This window comes from Acinetobacter halobius (genome assembly GCF_044130335.1).
Lineage (GTDB): Bacteria > Pseudomonadota > Gammaproteobacteria > Pseudomonadales > Moraxellaceae > Acinetobacter.
The window spans coordinates 12,156-28,279 of record NZ_JBIQOD010000021.1 but is presented as its reverse complement, the minus strand read 5'-3'; the positions used below and the strand labels follow the sequence as shown (position 1 = coordinate 28,279).

The window sequence follows — 16,124 nt, the reverse complement described above, 5'->3', positions numbered from 1 at the left end:
TAGGTGAATGTTATGTACAACCGAACTACGATTGCTGCCATTGCAACACCACCTGGGCGTGGTGGTGTCGGGGTCATTCGCCTATCTGGTCCTAAATCGTACGAGATTGCACAGGCCTTGACTCAAAAGGACTTACCGAAAGCGCGTTTTGCAGGTTTTCGCCAGTTTTATGATGCATCTGGTGAAGTGATGGATGAAGGCTTAGCGATTTGTTTTCCGAACCCGAATTCGTTCACTGGTGAAGATGTGGTTGAGTTGCAAGGGCATGGTGGCCCTGTGATTCAAAATGCTTTACTGGGACGTTTGTTGGAGCTTGGTGCAATTGCTGCAAAAGCCGGTGAGTTTTCCATGCGGGCTTTTGAAAATGGCAAACTGGATTTGGTACAGGCGGAAGCGATCGCTGACTTGATTGATGCGACATCACAAGCGGCTGCACGTTCTGCAGTACGTTCATTACAAGGCGCATTTTCAACTAAAGTAAATCGCGTGCTGGAGCAATTGATTCATCTACGTTTGCATGTGGAGGCTGCAATTGATTTTCCTGAAGAAGAAATTGATTTTCTTGCGGACGGGAAAATTTTAAATCTTTTAGATGGTGTTACGGCTGCCGTGAACCAAGTACAACAGTCAGCGCGTCAGGGACAGTTGTTGCGTGAAGGTTTACAAGTAGTCATTGCAGGGAAACCGAATGCGGGTAAGTCATCACTACTCAATGCTTTAGCGGGCATTGAACGGGCCATTGTGACGGATATTGCAGGTACGACGCGGGATGTCTTACATGAAAAAATTACCCTGAATGGTTTACCTATAACACTAACCGATACCGCGGGTTTGCGTGAAACAGGTGATATTGTAGAAAAAGAAGGGATCCGCCGTGCCATTAAAGAAATTGAGCAAGCCGATCTGTTACTTTTGGTTTATGACTTAAGTCAAGGTGAAGACCCACTCAAACTGGCGCAAGCATATTTTGCTGAGCATATTGAACCGAAACGTTTAATGCTGATTGGCAATAAGTGTGATTTGACGGAAACAACATCACATATCGAAGATTTTAACGGCTTCCGTCATATTATGGTTTCGGCCAAGCAAGAAACTGGCATTCAAGCGCTCATAGAAGCGATTACAGCGCATGCAGGCTTCCAGCCAGAAGAAGATACCTTTATTGCGCGCACACGCCATTTAGACGCAATGAAACGCACTCAGCTCTATCTTGCTGAAGCCCGTGAACAATTGGTGGTGTATAACGCAGGTGAGTTAGTCGCAGAGTCGCTCCGTTTGGCGCAAAATGCCCTCGGTGAAATTACAGGGGACTTTAGTGCGGATGATTTACTTGGGAAAATTTTTGGATCGTTCTGTATTGGAAAATAATGCTGACATTTAGCATCGTGCCTATTTAGGTAGATGGATATAAAAAAGCACTCAGTTTTAAAGGCTGGGTGCTTTTTTATACATAGGATGGCTAGTGCTGCTATTGAGCTTCTCTTTGGCACAAAAGTTTATGAGATTCCTATGCTGTAAGAAGCCAATCAAAAGGTAATTCGGCGGTAATCTCGATATTCGGGTTTCCACACATGCGCCTCAATGGCTTTTTGCAAGCTAGCTTCATCCATCAATGGGGCAACCCCTTCCCGTATCGCGGCAAGCCCTACCTGCAAGGCGATAATTTTAGAGATGTCCTGAATGGCATCAATACTTGGCAGTAAATCATGGTCTGGGTTTTTCAGCATGGGTGAACAGCTGGCTAAAGCATTACTCGCGGCCATTAACATCAGGTCGGTCACGCTTTGTGCACCTGCGGCAATGACACCTAGACCAACCCCAGGAAAAATATAAGCATTATTGCACTGAGCAATGGGGTAAATATGGCCTTGATGATGTACTGGTGCAAATGGACTGCCTGTTGCGATTAAGGCTTTACCCTCTGTCCATTGAATAATATCTGTGGGGAGCGCTTCAACCTGAGAGGTGGGATTGGACAAGGGAAAGACGATCGGGCGTTCACAGTTTTCAGCCAGTGCGCGAATAATCTCTTCGCTAAATAAGCCAGTTTGTCCTGAAACTCCGATTAATACTGTGGGTTTGGCATGTTGAATGACTTCGAGCAGAGAAATCTCTGGCGCTACATTTGCCCATGTCTCAATGGCACGCAAAGGCTGAGCCAACTTCCTTTGAAAATCGAGTAAGTTGGGCTGCTGTTCAGTCATTAAACCAAAGCGATCCACCAAATAAAGACGTGAGCGTGCATCAAGGTCGCTGAGCCCTTCAACTTTCATTTGTGCAATAATTTGTTCCGCAATACCACAGCCTGCTGAACCTGCACCTAAAATAACAATCGTTTGATCTTTTACCTGCTTTTTCACCACATGAGATGCTGCAATCAGGCTAGCTAACGCTACAGCCGCCGTACCTTGAATATCATCATTAAAACAACAGATTTGTTCACGGTAGGTAGTTAGTAAAGGCATGGCATTTTGCTGAGCAAAATCTTCAAACTGAATCAGGGCCTTCGGCCAGCGTCGTTGAATGGCACGAATCACATCATCGATAAATTGATTGTATTCATCGCCACTAATACGGGGGTGGTTCCAACCCAAATACAGCGGATCGTTGCGTAACTGTTGGTTATTGGTCCCAACATCCAGCGTAATAGGCAAAGTATAGGCTGGACTGATGCCGCCACAGGCAGTATAGAGCGACAGTTTACCAATGGGAATCCCCATGCCGCCAATGCCTTGATCACCTAGACCTAAGATTCGCTCTCCATCAGTCATCACGATAACTTTGACATTTTTACGGTTGACGTTGTGTAGAATTTCATCAATATGCGCGCGATCTGGGTAGGAAATAAAAATGCCACGATGTCGGCGATAAATATCGGAAAAACGTTGGCAGGCCTCACCCACAGTTGGAGTGTAAATGATCGGCATCATTTCACTTAAGTGATGTTTGAGCAGATGGTAAAACAGAGTTTCGTTGGTATCTTGGATATTGCGTAAATAGATATGTTTGTTGATGTCATCATTAAAAGATAAATACTGCTGATAGGAGCGGCGACTTTGTTCCTCAATGGTTTCGATCACGTGTGGAATTAGGCCGTGTAAATTGAAGGTATTGCGTTCTTGTATTGAAAATGCAGCTCCTTTATTCAACAACGGCAGTTCTAAAAGTGAATGAGCTGCATAGGGAATATAGAGCGGTTTTTTTATGGTTACATGATCCATCATGAGCTTGATCTCGTTACATCGATTGCAATGTCCGTATTCTGCTGAAAGAAGTATGGATTAAACGTCGAGACGTTGTGGTGAATAGGGACACAAGTGAAGAGAAATGCCTGATTTGGCTGTGATGTGTCTGACCAAATGCAGGCTTAGAGTTAAAATAAAGAGAGATAGACAACACCAAACAGGATCGTTTGAGGTGCTGTCTGTAAAGCACTATTTAATAAAACTCAGTTCTTTACTAATTCGATCCAGCACTGGTTTCTTTTTGGCTTGGAACTGGGTTTTATTTTGCTGAATAAGATTATTGCCATGAGTATCAATCGAGATGATCAGCGGGCCAAATACCTTGACGCGGTTAATCCATAAGGTTTCAGGCATCCCGAGGTCTTGCCATTCAGCGCCTTCAATTTCCTCGACTTGAGTGGCTGCCAGTACCGCACATCCTCCAGGGAAAATCGCATGGACTGCTTTGTGCTCCTGACAGCCTGCGACAGTCTCAGGGCCCATGCCACCTTTACCCACAATCAGTTTCACCCCAGTTTGTTTGATAAATTCGCGTTCAAATTTTTCCATACGCATACTGGTGGTGGGCCCAATGGAGACCATTTCAAAACCGCCATCATCCTTTTTACGCACGATGGGGCCAGCATGGAAAATCGCACTGCCTTCTAAATTCACGGGAAGTTGTCGACCTTGTTCAATTAAGCGGCGATGTGCCACATCACGACAAGTAACTAAACGTCCAGTTAGATATACCACGTCACCAATTTTAAGATCGGCTAAGTCTTCATCACGTAATGGGGTGGTCAGTACTTTTTTCATAGCACAACTCCTTCGTGTGACAGAATTTCATAAGACATATCAGGGTTAATTTTAATTTTGCCACGGCGGTGTGCCCAGCAACCGGTGTTGACTGCCACGCCAATGGTGGATGGGTGACGAGCCGAAGACTCAATATTGACGCCCATGACGCTGTTATTGCCTGTTAAGCCCTGTGGGCCAATGCCAATTTCATTCAAGCCTTGTTCCAGCAAGTCTTCCATCAGTGCAGCACGAGGGTTATCACTTCTTGAGTCTACAGGGCGCATAATGGCCAGTTTGGACAAGCGTGCAGCGGTTTCAACTGAAGTGGACACCCCGACACCGACCAGTAACGGTGGACAGGCATTCACACCACGTTCGGTAATCACATCCATCACGAACTCAGCTACACCTTCGTAGCCTTGACCAGGCATCAAAACTTTAGCTGCACCTGGCAAGGTACACCCACCACCTGCCATATACACATCGATGGTACAGGTATCCTGTTCAGGGACGATGCGCCAGTCTAGCCACGGAATTTGGGTGCCCGTATTGGTGCCCGTGTTTTTCTCATCAAAGGTTTCAACTGCATTGTGGCGCAAAGGTCCTGTACGGGTCGCTTCTTCGGTCGCTTCACGTAAAATTTCCTGTAACTCACCCAACAGTGGGAAATGCGCACCCGCTTCAACAAAATATTGAATCACGCCAGTGTCTTGGCAGCTGGGACGGTTTAGTCGATCTGCTGCTTCTTGGTTTTCATCCATTGAATCATAAATTGATTTGGCCAATGGGTTGGTTTCCAATGTTTTCAGCTCAATCAGTTTGCTTTTGACATCTTTGGGTAAACGTTTGCCAATATAGGCTGTAAATTTGGCCATGGTGTCCGTGAGGGACTGTACGGCAAGTTCTTTGTCCATGGGAGGCTCCTTGTTAAGCGTTCAATTCGCTCGAATATCGAATAAGGTAAAAATGAAGATCATGAATTACTCAATTCAGCAGAATTGGCTTTATTTTTTTGAGTAAAACTTAAAACGAGGGTCAGGACGGTAGATAAAATCAGCAGACCTGCGACGAAATACAAACCGCCTGCAAAGCTTCCAGTTTGATCTTTAACCCAACCGATCATGGCTGGACCCGCAAAGCCGCCTAAGTTCCCAATCGAGTTAATGGTTGCGATGCCTGTCGCTGCTGCTGCACCCGATAGAAACATGGTTGGCATGCTCCACAGTGGTGGTTTAGAGCAACTGATGCCGACATTAACAATGGTGAGTGCTGCAATCAGGCCAAACATACTGCCAGTACTGGCTGCAATCGCGAGCCCCACAGCTGCGGTTAAACAAGCCAAAGCCACATGCCATGTGCGTTCATTGGTTTTGTCGGAGTGACGTGACCACAAAATCATGGCAACAACAGAGATAATAGGAGGAATGGCGTTCAATAGACCGACGGTCATTGAGCTGACACCCAGTTCTTTAATGATTTGAGGTGCCCAAATGCCAAGGGTATACAGCCCCGCTGAGGTACCGAAATAAATGAGTGCCAGAGCAAGCACACGTGGATTGGCGAGTCCGCGTAAAATACTGTGATGCTGTTGCCCCCCCTTATTGGCATCTTCTGCTTGCATGGTTTTAACCAACCATTCACGCTCATCGGGTTTTAACCACGCGGCTTTTTCAGGTCGATCTGTCATGTAGAAAAACACTACGACGCCTAGGATCACCGCAGGAATGGCTTCAATCAGGAACATCCATTGCCAACCTGCTAAGCCCATGATGCCGTGCATTTCCAGTAATGCTGCTGAAATAGGAGAACCAATCGCCGTGGCTATAGGGGCGGCAGCCATAAATAAGGCAATTACCCCTGCTCGGTTTCGTGCAGGGAACCAGTAGCTTAAATACAAAATAATGCCAGGGAAAAAGCCTGCTTCGGCGACACCGAGTAAAAATCGCATAACATAAAAGCTGGTTGAACTTTCGACAAAGGCCATCCCGCCAGCAATAATGCCCCAAGTCACCATGACCCGTGCAATCCAAATACGAGCGCCGACTTTGTGCAAAATAATGTTGGAGGGAACTTCAAAGAGGAAATAGCCCAAAAAGAAAATTCCTGCGCCAAAACCGAGAATCGAAGCGGTAAAGCCCAAATCTTCTTTCATGGTAATGGCAGCAAAACCAATATTGACTCGATCAATATAGGCAATTAAATATAAAATCATGATAAACGGCACAATACGCCAAGTGATTTTGCGTAGCGTCCGTTTCTCGATATCCATGTCCATGGCTTATCTCCATATCAGTAGCGATTACCTCCCGATTCGGTCGAAGTCACACCGCAATCGAGTTTGGCGAAAAAGCTCCCCGTTTGTGCACCGTTGTCCTTACACGGTGGACTTTATGACTCACTCAAGTTTCCTTGCTTGGGTGAGATATGTTGTTTGGGGGGTAACGTGATAGCGATATTAGAGGCTTTGCAAAACCGATGAATCGATATAAAGTTAAATCACTCTTGCAAAAAACTGAATAATCATGAGCTCAGATACCGAATTAGCATTTTTTTGTTTACTAATAAAACAGGGCAGTCTGGTTGCAACAGCGCGTGAGTTGAATTTAACACCCCCTGCTGTGTCCCGACGTCTGACACAAATGGAAGAGCGTTTAGGGGTTCGGTTATTGAATCGGACCACCAGACGCATCAGTTTGACCAATGAAGGCGAAATTTATTTTGAAAATGCTTCGCGAATCTTGAAAGAAATTGAAGAAATGGAACAGCAAGTGGCGCGGAGTCGTACCACCCCTAAGGGCTTGCTGCGAGTGAATGCCCCGTTTGGTTTTGGTCGAACCTACATTGCTCCTGCGATTTCAGACTTTGCGCGAAAATTTCCAGATATTGAAGTCCAGTTACATCTGACCGATCGTCCGATTCATCTGCCGAATGATGCGATTGATGTCTCGATTCACTTTGGGCAGGTACCAGACTCACGACTAATTGCGAAAAAAATTGCGGCCAATCGACGGCTTCTATGTGCTTCTCCGCGTTATTTGGCACAAGCTGGGATGCCACTTACGCCACGCGAACTGACCCTGCACCAATGCATTGTGTTAAGACAAAACGATGCGGCATATGCGAACTGGCGTTTAACTCAAGGGGATAAGGAAGAGACAGTTAAAGTGCATGGAAAATTGAGTAGCAATGATGGCCAAGTCACCATTGGCTGGGCACTCGATGGCCATGGTATTTTAATGCGCGCTGAATGGGACGTGGCCAAGTATTTAAAAAGTGGTCGTTTAGTCCAAGTCTTGCAGGACTATGAGACACCGCCTGCCGATATCTATGCGATTTATATGGATCGGCTCGAGCACTCACCAAGAGTGTCCTATTTTTTAGAACATTTAAGCCAGTATTTAAATGAACATACTGACTTAGCCCATGCCAACAAGAAAAGAACCTAAGTTATAGCAAGGATCGACTGAAAAATGGCATCTGAAGAACGATCTAAATCCAAATGATTTTGGCTTCACTCTTCCTATGCCGAAGCCAAACGTATACTGCCCTTATGTGCAAACCATAGATAAAAACACAATAAAGCGATGGCAATGCAAAAGCTAATGACCCCGAAACGTAATCCAAAGTGATCAGCCAGATATCCTACGGCCACAATGGGCACAATCGTACCCAAATAACCAATAAAAAGATAAGTCGACATCACTGCAGCACGATTCTCTAAGGTAGTCATGGCATGAATGAGACCAAAGGAACCAATCAATGTTAGGCCATGTCCGACACCGACGAGAAAATCACTGATAAAGAAAAATGTACTCAGTTGAAATAGCATACACAGCGCCAAAATGCCTAAGCTTGCGATCAAGGTGATTAAGCCATAGTTGAGGCACTTATAAGCAGGAATGCTTCTAGCAAAATATTGCACCACGGCAGAGACAATTAGAATGCTAGTAATGGCTGAACCGCTGATGAGGGGGCCGTGCCACGGCAAAATATCCCGCACAAATGAAGGGGATAAGGATGCAAATAAGCTAAACGCAGCAAAGGCACTAAATGCGGTAAATCCAACAATCAAAAACAACTGATGATATTGCACTGCTGGTCGGAGTAGTTTCGGAGCAAGACTAAAGGGCTGCACTGTAAACGTGGGAGATTGAACCCAAAATAAGCCAAAGAAACACACTACAGCACCAAGAATAACGGGGAGATAAGGGCTGACCAAAGGGTATTCTGAAAATTGAGCAATCAGGCCACCAATCAGTGGGCCTAAGCCAAAACCTACTGCGGTAATCATCGAACTCAGTTGTGGCGCTATTTGTTGATGACTTTTCGGTACGGTATACATTAGTCCCAATAAAGCTGAAGTGGTCATCAAACCAGACGCAATACCAATAATAAAGCGCCCCAAAGACAGGATTAGAGCATTAGAAGCATAGACAGAAATCACCAATCCCACGGTGATAAATACCAGCCCCACTTGTAAGGTACGTAGATAGCCGATGCTATTACTGGTCCGTCCAAGAAAGAGTAATGTGGCAAGACAGCCGAACATATATGCCACAAAAATATAGGTGATTTGGCTCGGCAGTAAATGCCATAAGGCTTGGTATAGGGGGTAAAGCGGACTGGCCAAAGCTGTCCCCATTGTTCCCATCATTAAAGCAAGGCTAACCATGCAAAATGGACGCCAAGAAGTGGTTGTTGTCATGCAAATGCCATGAGGCTCTCTGTCAAAACAAGTGATCTGTTTAAACAGTGAGAAGAAAATGATAGAGAGCAACAGTGTATCGGCTTGAGGAAAAAATGGTCAACTAAAAACTTGAAAAAGAACGCAATAAAACTTAGCCGTAACGTTTCAGCAGTTTTAAGAACTCAGCTAACTCTTCTTCATTGACCTGTTCTGCATGTGCTAAAACATGATGGCGTAAGTGTGCTTCAACGAGTTCATTCATTAGCCCATTGACTGCACCTTTTATGGCAGCAACTTGTTGTAAAACATCGATACAACTGGCTTCTGGATGCGCAATGGAGTGCTCAACAGCGTTCACTTGCCCTTGTAAACGTTTTACGCGGTTTAAAATTTTTTTATCTTTATGCAAATGACTCAACACATTGCTCCAAAAAATAAATATACTGTATGGGAGTATATTGGTGAATGATTTTAAATGCAAAATAGCCCATCACGTCAGCACACGCATCATTTTGATGAAGGTAATCCACTGGCCCAAAAACGGATATTAATCGCGACCATTTTAACGGCAGTCATGATGTTATTAGAAGTGATTGGTGGATGGATTTTCCAATCAATGGCTTTACTAGCAGATGGTTGGCATATGAGTTCGCATATGCTGGCACTGGGTTTAGCGTATTTTGCCTATCGTGCTGCACGGCATTATGCCCATGATCAACGCTTTAGTTTCGGCACATGGAAAATTGAAATTCTTGCTGGTTATAGTAGTGCAATTTTGTTGATGGTGGTGGCGGGTTTTATGGCTTTTCATTCAGTTGAACGCCTATTTTCTCCTGTACAAATTCATTATAACGAAGCAATTCCAATTGCGATTTTAGGCTTATTGGTTAATTTAATCTGTGCATGGTTGCTGCACGATGGCGACCATCACCATCACCATCACCATCACCATCACCATCACCATCACCATCACGCTCATGATCATGCAGCAGAAGTACATGCCCATCATCATGATTTAAATCAGAAAGCTGCATTTATGCATGTGGTGGCAGATGCTGTGACGTCTATTTTTGCTATTATTGCTTTGATTTTTGGTAAGTATTTTGGTTGGGATTTTCTTGACGCTGCCCTTGGGATTGTGGGGTCAATATTGGTGGCAAAATGGGCATGGAGCTTAATGCAAGAAACGGGAAAAACCTTGTTAGATGCTGAAATGGACCATCATGTGGTGGAAGAAATTCGCGAGGTGGTGGCAGAACTACCACAAACGACTTTGACCGATTTACATGTTTGGAAAGTAGGTAAAGGCAAGTTTTCATGTATTTTAGCTTTAGAAACAACATCGGATTATTGTGCAGATCAGGTGCGTGAGATGCTGTCGATTCATGAGGAAATTGTTCATGTTTCAGTCGAGATTAACTCTATTTTATTTGATGTTCCACGTGAAACTTTGGTCGGTTGATCGTTCTGTCATGTTGGGTTTCGGTAAAGCATAAGAAAAAATGATTCAATGCTTGAATAATACACTCTACACTAGCGCCGTGGTTCTCCGATTGAAAGAGCAAAAAGTGATGATAAAAAAACTGGGTTTGGCACTACTTACAAGTGCAATTGCAAGTATGAGTATGGCCAGTGTAGAAAGTGTTCAAGCCAACTTAAAAAAGAATTATCCAAATATTAATGTTCAAAATATTCAAAAAACAGAAATGTCGGGCATTTATAGCGGATCTTTAGATGGCGAAATTGTGTATTTAGGTGAAGCGGCTGAGCATGTGATTGCAGGTTCAATGGTGCGCTTAAAAGATCAGAAAAATTTAAGTGCAGCTTTATATGTGCAACAAAATTCGCTCGATTGGAATAAGCTGCCGTTAAAAGATGCCATTAAAATGGTTAAAGGCAATGGGAAACGCCAATTGGCTGTTTTTTCAGACCCGAACTGTCCTTACTGTAAGCAGTTAGAGGCTGAGTTGAATAAGCTGAATGATGTGACCATCTACACTTTTATTTACCCCATCAAGGCACAATCAGTTGCACCATCGAAGCAAGTATTTTGTGAAGCAGACCCTGCCCTTGCGTGGAAAAATTTGATTGCGAAAGGAACTCAGCCGACATCGAAAAAACCGTGTGCTAATCCAATTGAACGTAACTTACAATTGGGACAGAGCTTAGGCTTACAAGGAACGCCCGTGGTTATTTTCTCAAATGGTTTTAAAGTGAATGGCGCTGTGCCTTCAACCACCATTGAAAATATGTGGCGTGAACTGGGCTTATAATAGTCCAAATATAAAAAGCACCTGCAAAGGTGCTTTTTTTAATGGATGTTTTAGGCTTTTTTAGTGACCATGTTATAGATGAATAAAATAATGATGGCCCCAATAACTGAAGCAATAAAGCCTGCTGCCGAGCCTTCACTATAGAGACCAAGTAAACGACCGCCATAGGTAGCTAAGAGTGAACCTGCAATCCCCAGTAACGTGGTAACAATGAAGCCTGCTTTATCATCACCAGGATGAATGGCACGCGCGATGAGACCTGCAATAAAACCTACGACAATAGCAACAATAAGTGACCACATGAGCCAACTCCTTTTTTATCATGTCTTTGTTTTTAAATCATGTGCAAAAATATCATCGGGTATAATGCGACTATGCAGTAGAGTGAATCTGCTAAAAACTGTATGTTTTATGTACTTATGTGATAGTGAAAATAAAAAAGTGGCTTTCGGCCACTTTTTTCTCGATAGGTCTTAAAGACCAATTTCACCAATAAAGGGCAAATGACGGTACTTTTGGTCGTAGTCTAGGCCATAACCAACGATAAATTTATCTTCAACGTCAAAACCTAAAAATTTCACATCGAGTTCAATTTCACGGCGTGAAGGCTTACTGACTAAGGTGCATAGCTCAATTGAGTTTGGAGAACGTGTTTCTAAAATTTCTAATACTTTGCTCAAAGTGTTGCCTGAGTCGATGATATCTTCAATCACTAAGACATCTTTACCGCGAATTTCACCATCTAGGTCTTTTAAAATTCTTACATCACGTGAAGATATCGTACCGCCGCCATAACTCGATACCGTCATGAAATCGAGTTCATGTGGTTTTGAAATGCTACGACATAAGTCTGCCATGAAAATGACTGAACCACGTAATAAACCAATCAGTACGAGTTCCTTATCACTGTTTGCATAATGCGCATCAATTTGTGCACCAAGCTCTTTTACTTTCGCTTGAATCTCTTCAGTAGAAATCATTACGCTCATTTGAACGGTCATGGGTAGATACCTAAAAATTAAAAAAAATCAAAAATAAAAAAGGCGTTGACCTGCAACACCTCTATATATGCATTAATTTTAATATATCTCTAAACGAGATGCACCCCCTTTTGCCCGCTGAAAATGTAATCATTGCATTGTAGGCGGGATGCAGCTTGGTTTAGAGGCAAAAATCAAAGTCGTTTCAAAACTTGATTAACCGCTTAAATTTTTGCTATTTGCTGCTTAGTCTTGCAGATAAGCCTTCTGACCAAAAATATAAGTCGCATGAATATTGCGGTCATCACCCATAGTCATCAGAGCAAATAAAGCATCTTCAATCCCTTTTGCACGTTGTTGACGTAATGCTTGCAATGCGGTTGCTTTGAGGTCGAGCACCACAAAGTCGGCTTCTTTGCCTATATTAAAGTTACCGAGCTTATCATCCAAGCTCAGTGCTTTGGCACCGCCCAGCGTAGCGTGGTAGAGCGACTCAAATGCGGACAGTTTATCACCTTGAAGCTGCTGCACTTTATAGGCTTCATTCAGTGTTTGCAGTTGGTTAAAAGAGGTCCCTGCACCAATGTCTGTACCAAGCCCAACTTTTACCTGCTTTTCCCAAGTCTTGTTTAACGGAAATAAACCACTACCTAAAAAGAGGTTGGAGGTCGGACAGAAAGCAATGGCCGAGTCAGTCTGATGCATGCAGTCCCACTCTGCGTCTTCTAAATGCACGCAGTGGGCAAAGACCGAATGTGAACCGGTTAAGCCAAAGTGATGATAAACATCGAGATAGCCTTGCTGTTCTGGGAATAAGTCTTTCACCCAAGCAATTTCATTTTTATTTTCACTTAAATGCGTATGCACATATACATCTGGGTATTCAGCTTTGAGCTGCCCTGCTTTAGCCAATTGCTCTGGTGTTGAGGTTGGGGCAAAACGTGGCGTAATTGCATATAGATTACGGCCTTTGCCATGCCATTTCTCAATCAGTGCTTTAGAGTCTGCATAAGCACTTTCAGGTGTGTCACACAGATCTTCAGGTGCATGACGGTCCATCATAACTTTACCTGCGATCAGACGCATCTGGTGCTGCTCTGCCGCTTCAAATAGTGCATCGACTGATTCGCTATGCACAGTACAGAAGACTAAGGCTGTGGTGGTGCCATTTTTAAGCAGTTCTTGCACAAAGAATTGGGCAATCTGGTCGGCATAGGCTTTATCGGAAAATTGTAATTCGGTTGGGAAAGTATAGGTATTGAGCCATTCGAGGAGCTGTTCGCCATAGGCCCCCACCATTTCTGTTTGTGGAAAATGAATATGGGTGTCGATAAAACCCGGCACAATCAATTGTTCAGGATAGTGCTGAACCTCGACGCCAACAGGAAGGTGCTGTTGCCCCTCCTGCCAAGATCCAAACCATTGGATTTTGCCATTGTGGCTAATCAGTAAACCATCTTCTACGTAACGCACTTGGTCGTGAATTTCACGCGCTTGGGCAACCGTATTCTGAATATCTAGGAAGCGACCGCGAACCGCCGTCGTTGCAACTACAGAAGACATTTTAAACCTGCGTTTTGACTTTTTTTCGATTGATTGTACCGCAAACTGGATATTTTTCACGGCTATTTACGGAAGTTTTTTTATGCTATGCATAAGTACACGCTTTGGACTTAAATGATTCAATCTATTCGCAAAATTTTGCTGAGAAAGTCTTTATCTTTAAATGCTGAGTCAGTACAGTGTCGGCATTGATAAAATAAGAGACCATGACCCGCATGTATTTTTGGAATACCAAAGCATTAGCACATGAATTATCTAGCAATACCCTCGATAAAAAGCATTATAAAAATTATTACTTAGTCACCGCCTTATTGGTTTCAGTGGTGTATTACTACGGCATGTATTCACCCTATGGTGATGTTCGTGTGATTGGTGTTGAGGGACTTTTGACCTTATTGATTATGTATATTGGGATTCAAAGCACTTATAAAGCCAATGGCGGCGATGAGGGTGAGCATTTCTTAGGTCGAATCACAGCCTTGTCTTTTCCCATTCTGGTACAAACCACTGTGGCTGGTGTGGTGTTTGGTGCAGTGTTATTGGGGCTTTATTTTGCTTTTAATCTAGAAGGCACGGCGTTTGATCATTGGTATGAATGGACTATTTCGCTATTTACCATCTTCCTGCAAATCTTATTTTTTACGCGTTTGGTGTCTTATATGAAGCGGGTTAAAGCACATACCATTTAAGCTTGAAAAAAATATTGTCTTCGAATCTATGCCTGTCAGTTTTAGAGTTGACAGGCATTTTCTTTTTCAATTTAAACTTTAATTGTTTTTGCAATACAGATTTTTTAATTATAGAACGTGAGCAGGTTTTGCAGAGGACAAATGCTTTCTTTACGAAACTTCGCTTCTCATTTGGCGAAACAAAAGAATAAATGAGCTCCCAGTATTGAACTTGAAAAAGATAAGATTCCGCCGTGAATAACCTAAAAGTGATAGTGCTTCTACTAAAACGCCTGAGCAGAGCCGTATTACTTTTTGGACACTTATTTTAAATAGGTGATTTAGAGTGCCACTTTATTCCACAAAATAATGCGCAGCAAAATGCGCATCATTGCCAATCACATCAAACACATCTTCGCGCAGTGACATTCCCGCACATTCATCCCCGACCATCCAAAGTCCCAAGGTGGGCAGCATGCCTTCATGCAACGGCGTTTTTACCCAGCGTTGCATGACATAGCCATATTTATCGTAGTCATCGAAGTAAAAACTACCTGAAGCTGCGCCACAATCGACATTGTTTTGTAGGATATGAATATTTGCGCCTTCGCGCGCTAAGATGGGCTTACGCACCCATTTCCCTGCATAGTGGGCGTGTGCATCATAAGCATGGGTTTCTAACAACAATGGATGATTTGGAAAGCGTTTCCATAGCTCGATCAACAGGGCTTTATTGGAGAGCAGCATTTTCCAACACGGTTCAATCCATTCAGTTTCGGGTTTGAGAAACTGCGAAAAACTTTCTTCCCAAATCCATTCCCACGGATACAGCTTAAATAAATGCTGAATCTCTTGCTGATGTAAATCGACGAAGGCTGTGCCATTCCAACCGATGTTTTCCATCGACAGTTCGCTGACATTTAAGCCTGCCTGAAAAGCAGTATCCATGAGGTATTCTAAATTGCCCCAATCTTCACGCCCTGCTTCTTGGCAGGCTGCAAAATGGACACGGCTACGCGCAGGATAGAGCTGTTTCCAGCGCTCAATTAGCTTTTCATGAATGCTGTTGAACTGATCACGGTTTGCAATGTTTTCGACCTGTTCAATCCAATGCCACTGTGCAACAGAGGCTTCGAGTAAACCTGTTGGCGTATCAGCATTGTATTCCAGCATTTTGATGGCTTGACCATCATAGGCAAAATCGAAACGGCCATAGAGCATCGGCGCTTGGTTATTCCATGAGTGTTCAATCAAAGGAATCGCTGCTGGAGGGATTTGAAAATATTCGGGATAATGACCGCGTTGAATCATATCCCCTGCCACTTCAAGGCACATCTGGTGTAATTCGTTCGAGGCATCTTCAAGCTGTTCAATTTGCTTGAGGCTAAACTCATAAGCCACCCCTTCTGACCAATACATTGAACCATCTCGGGATGGCAAGTTGTAGTAGTCAAAACCAATCTCTTGATGTGCTTGTTGCCAGTTTGCACGCTCAGGCAGTAGAACTCGTTTCATGTATTAACCTCCGAACGAGCCTCCGCCACGGCCGAAGCCTCCCCGAATGGGTTGGGATTTGGCATGGCTAAAAACGTGAGTCGAGATTTTGGGTGCGCCTGTCGAATGTCGTCCACGTGCTTTCATGACTTGACCTAAGTAACGTACTTTACGATTATTTTTATAATATTGTGGGCCGATATAAACCCCAGTAGAGCCACTGTAGCTTGACGAACTCTCTTCGTTGGCAGGTTCGCACAGTTCAAAATGCCAGTCTTGGTAGCAGTTGTATTGGTTATTATAAACATCCTGTTGTAGGGTTTTAGAGCCGCTACATGCCGTGAGTAAAACCGGCACCACAACAAGAGTTAATTTTTTGGTACGCATGGATGAGCAACCTTCGGGTTGTTTTATTTTTACAGGTAAAACCAAGG

16 protein-coding genes are annotated in these 16,124 nt (G+C 43.7%); 5 read left to right on the top strand and 11 right to left on the bottom strand.

Annotated features, from left to right (window positions below):
- Window positions 1–12 precede the first annotated feature (12 nt).
- On the top strand, window positions 13–1,368 hold the full coding sequence (mnmE, locus tag ACE01U_RS14890; RefSeq protein ID WP_291375231.1) for a tRNA uridine-5-carboxymethylaminomethyl(34) synthesis GTPase MnmE: 1,356 nt from the start codon (window positions 13–15) through the stop codon (window positions 1,366–1,368).
- 158 nt (window positions 1,369–1,526) lie between these two features.
- Here mnmE and ACE01U_RS14885 read toward each other — a convergent pair whose 3' ends face one another.
- From ACE01U_RS14885 to ACE01U_RS14870, 4 genes are all read right to left on the bottom strand, one after another.
- Window positions 1,527–3,224, bottom strand: coding sequence for an NAD-dependent malic enzyme (locus tag ACE01U_RS14885; protein ID WP_395579834.1), 1,698 nt, complete (start codon window positions 3,222–3,224; stop codon window positions 1,527–1,529).
- Between the two features lie 210 nt (window positions 3,225–3,434).
- Window positions 3,435–4,043: a L(+)-tartrate dehydratase subunit beta gene (gene ttdB, locus ACE01U_RS14880; RefSeq protein WP_395579833.1), complete on the bottom strand. Its 609-nt coding sequence runs from the start codon at window positions 4,041–4,043 to the stop codon at window positions 3,435–3,437.
- Window positions 4,040–4,939 (bottom strand): L(+)-tartrate dehydratase subunit alpha, encoded by a 900-nt coding sequence (gene ttdA, locus ACE01U_RS14875; RefSeq protein ID WP_062031161.1) that lies wholly within the window; start codon window positions 4,937–4,939, stop codon window positions 4,040–4,042. Before ttdA ends, ttdB begins: the two co-directional genes overlap by 4 nt.
- Window positions 4,940–4,998: 59 nt before the next feature.
- Window positions 4,999–6,300 (bottom strand): MFS transporter, encoded by a 1,302-nt coding sequence (locus tag ACE01U_RS14870; protein WP_094148879.1) that lies wholly within the window; start codon window positions 6,298–6,300, stop codon window positions 4,999–5,001.
- A 247-nt stretch (window positions 6,301–6,547) separates the two neighbouring features.
- Here ACE01U_RS14870 and ACE01U_RS14865 point away from each other — a divergent pair, with 247 nt between their 5' ends.
- Window positions 6,548–7,471 carry a LysR family transcriptional regulator gene (locus tag ACE01U_RS14865; protein WP_063454560.1) on the top strand — a complete coding sequence of 308 codons (924 nt, stop codon included), beginning with the start codon at window positions 6,548–6,550 and terminating at the stop codon, window positions 7,469–7,471.
- A 74-nt stretch (window positions 7,472–7,545) separates the two neighbouring features.
- Here the strand turns inward: ACE01U_RS14865 and ACE01U_RS14860 are convergent, their stop codons facing one another.
- Window positions 7,546–8,730, bottom strand: a complete 1,185-nt coding sequence (locus tag ACE01U_RS14860; protein WP_489752748.1) for an MFS transporter — start codon at window positions 8,728–8,730, stop codon at window positions 7,546–7,548.
- Window positions 8,731–8,863: 133 nt separating this feature from the next.
- A complete protein-coding gene (locus ACE01U_RS14855; RefSeq protein WP_086210901.1) occupies window positions 8,864–9,130 on the bottom strand; it encodes a metal/formaldehyde-sensitive transcriptional repressor in 267 nt (88 codons plus the stop codon).
- 57 nt (window positions 9,131–9,187) lie between these two features.
- On the opposite strand from ACE01U_RS14855, the gene dmeF reads away from it, so the two are divergent.
- Entirely contained in the window at window positions 9,188–10,174 is a 987-nt protein-coding gene (dmeF, locus tag ACE01U_RS14850) for a CDF family Co(II)/Ni(II) efflux transporter DmeF (RefSeq protein WP_395579832.1), read from the top strand.
- A gap of 109 nt (window positions 10,175–10,283) precedes the next feature.
- A complete protein-coding gene (locus ACE01U_RS14845) occupies window positions 10,284–10,985 on the top strand; it encodes a DsbC family protein (protein WP_087528464.1) in 702 nt (233 codons plus the stop codon).
- A gap of 50 nt (window positions 10,986–11,035) precedes the next feature.
- Here ACE01U_RS14845 and ACE01U_RS14840 read toward each other — a convergent pair whose 3' ends face one another.
- From ACE01U_RS14840 to guaD, 3 genes are all read right to left on the bottom strand, one after another.
- Window positions 11,036–11,287: a GlsB/YeaQ/YmgE family stress response membrane protein gene (locus tag ACE01U_RS14840; protein ID WP_086210876.1), complete on the bottom strand. Its 252-nt coding sequence runs from the start codon at window positions 11,285–11,287 to the stop codon at window positions 11,036–11,038.
- A gap of 171 nt (window positions 11,288–11,458) precedes the next feature.
- A complete protein-coding gene (hpt, locus tag ACE01U_RS14835) occupies window positions 11,459–11,986 on the bottom strand; it encodes a hypoxanthine phosphoribosyltransferase (protein ID WP_086210955.1) in 528 nt (175 codons plus the stop codon).
- A gap of 225 nt (window positions 11,987–12,211) precedes the next feature.
- Window positions 12,212–13,528, bottom strand: coding sequence for a guanine deaminase (gene guaD, locus ACE01U_RS14830; protein WP_395579831.1), 1,317 nt, complete (start codon window positions 13,526–13,528; stop codon window positions 12,212–12,214).
- Between the two features lie 215 nt (window positions 13,529–13,743).
- Between guaD and ACE01U_RS14825 the strand changes: the two genes are divergently transcribed.
- Entirely contained in the window at window positions 13,744–14,217 is a 474-nt protein-coding gene (locus ACE01U_RS14825; RefSeq protein ID WP_110975408.1) for a hypothetical protein, read from the top strand.
- Window positions 14,218–14,550: 333 nt separating this feature from the next.
- Here the strand turns inward: ACE01U_RS14825 and ACE01U_RS14820 are convergent, their stop codons facing one another.
- A complete protein-coding gene (locus tag ACE01U_RS14820; RefSeq protein WP_395579830.1) occupies window positions 14,551–15,711 on the bottom strand; it encodes a glutathionylspermidine synthase family protein in 1,161 nt (386 codons plus the stop codon).
- Between the two features lie 3 nt (window positions 15,712–15,714).
- The gene (locus ACE01U_RS14815; protein WP_291374023.1) at window positions 15,715–16,077 is read right to left on the bottom strand and encodes a hypothetical protein; all 363 of its coding nucleotides are present in this window, start codon (window positions 16,075–16,077) and stop codon (window positions 15,715–15,717) included.
- Window positions 16,078–16,124 lie beyond the last annotated feature (47 nt).

Coding starts and splice junctions, on each gene's coding strand:
- mnmE (WP_291375231.1), top strand. CDS start 13: ATGTACAACCGAACTACGATTGCTGCCATTGCAACACCACCTGGGCGT.
- ACE01U_RS14885 (WP_395579834.1), bottom strand. CDS start 3,224: ATGATGGATCATGTAACCATAAAAAAACCGCTCTATATTCCCTATGCA.
- ttdB (WP_395579833.1), bottom strand. CDS start 4,043: ATGAAAAAAGTACTGACCACCCCATTACGTGATGAAGACTTAGCCGAT.
- ttdA (WP_062031161.1), bottom strand. CDS start 4,939: ATGGACAAAGAACTTGCCGTACAGTCCCTCACGGACACCATGGCCAAA.
- ACE01U_RS14870 (WP_094148879.1), bottom strand. CDS start 6,300: ATGGACATGGATATCGAGAAACGGACGCTACGCAAAATCACTTGGCGT.
- ACE01U_RS14865 (WP_063454560.1), top strand. CDS start 6,548: ATGAGCTCAGATACCGAATTAGCATTTTTTTGTTTACTAATAAAACAG.
- ACE01U_RS14860 (WP_489752748.1), bottom strand. CDS start 8,730: ATGACAACAACCACTTCTTGGCGTCCATTTTGCATGGTTAGCCTTGCT.
- dmeF (WP_395579832.1), top strand. CDS start 9,188: ATGCAAAATAGCCCATCACGTCAGCACACGCATCATTTTGATGAAGGT.
- ACE01U_RS14845 (WP_087528464.1), top strand. CDS start 10,284: ATGATAAAAAAACTGGGTTTGGCACTACTTACAAGTGCAATTGCAAGT.
- ACE01U_RS14840 (WP_086210876.1), bottom strand. CDS start 11,287: ATGTGGTCACTTATTGTTGCTATTGTCGTAGGTTTTATTGCAGGTCTC.
- hpt (WP_086210955.1), bottom strand. CDS start 11,986: ATGACCGTTCAAATGAGCGTAATGATTTCTACTGAAGAGATTCAAGCG.
- guaD (WP_395579831.1), bottom strand. CDS start 13,528: ATGTCTTCTGTAGTTGCAACGACGGCGGTTCGCGGTCGCTTCCTAGAT.
- ACE01U_RS14825 (WP_110975408.1), top strand. CDS start 13,744: ATGTATTTTTGGAATACCAAAGCATTAGCACATGAATTATCTAGCAAT.
- ACE01U_RS14820 (WP_395579830.1), bottom strand. CDS start 15,711: ATGAAACGAGTTCTACTGCCTGAGCGTGCAAACTGGCAACAAGCACAT.
- ACE01U_RS14815 (WP_291374023.1), bottom strand. CDS start 16,077: ATGCGTACCAAAAAATTAACTCTTGTTGTGGTGCCGGTTTTACTCACG.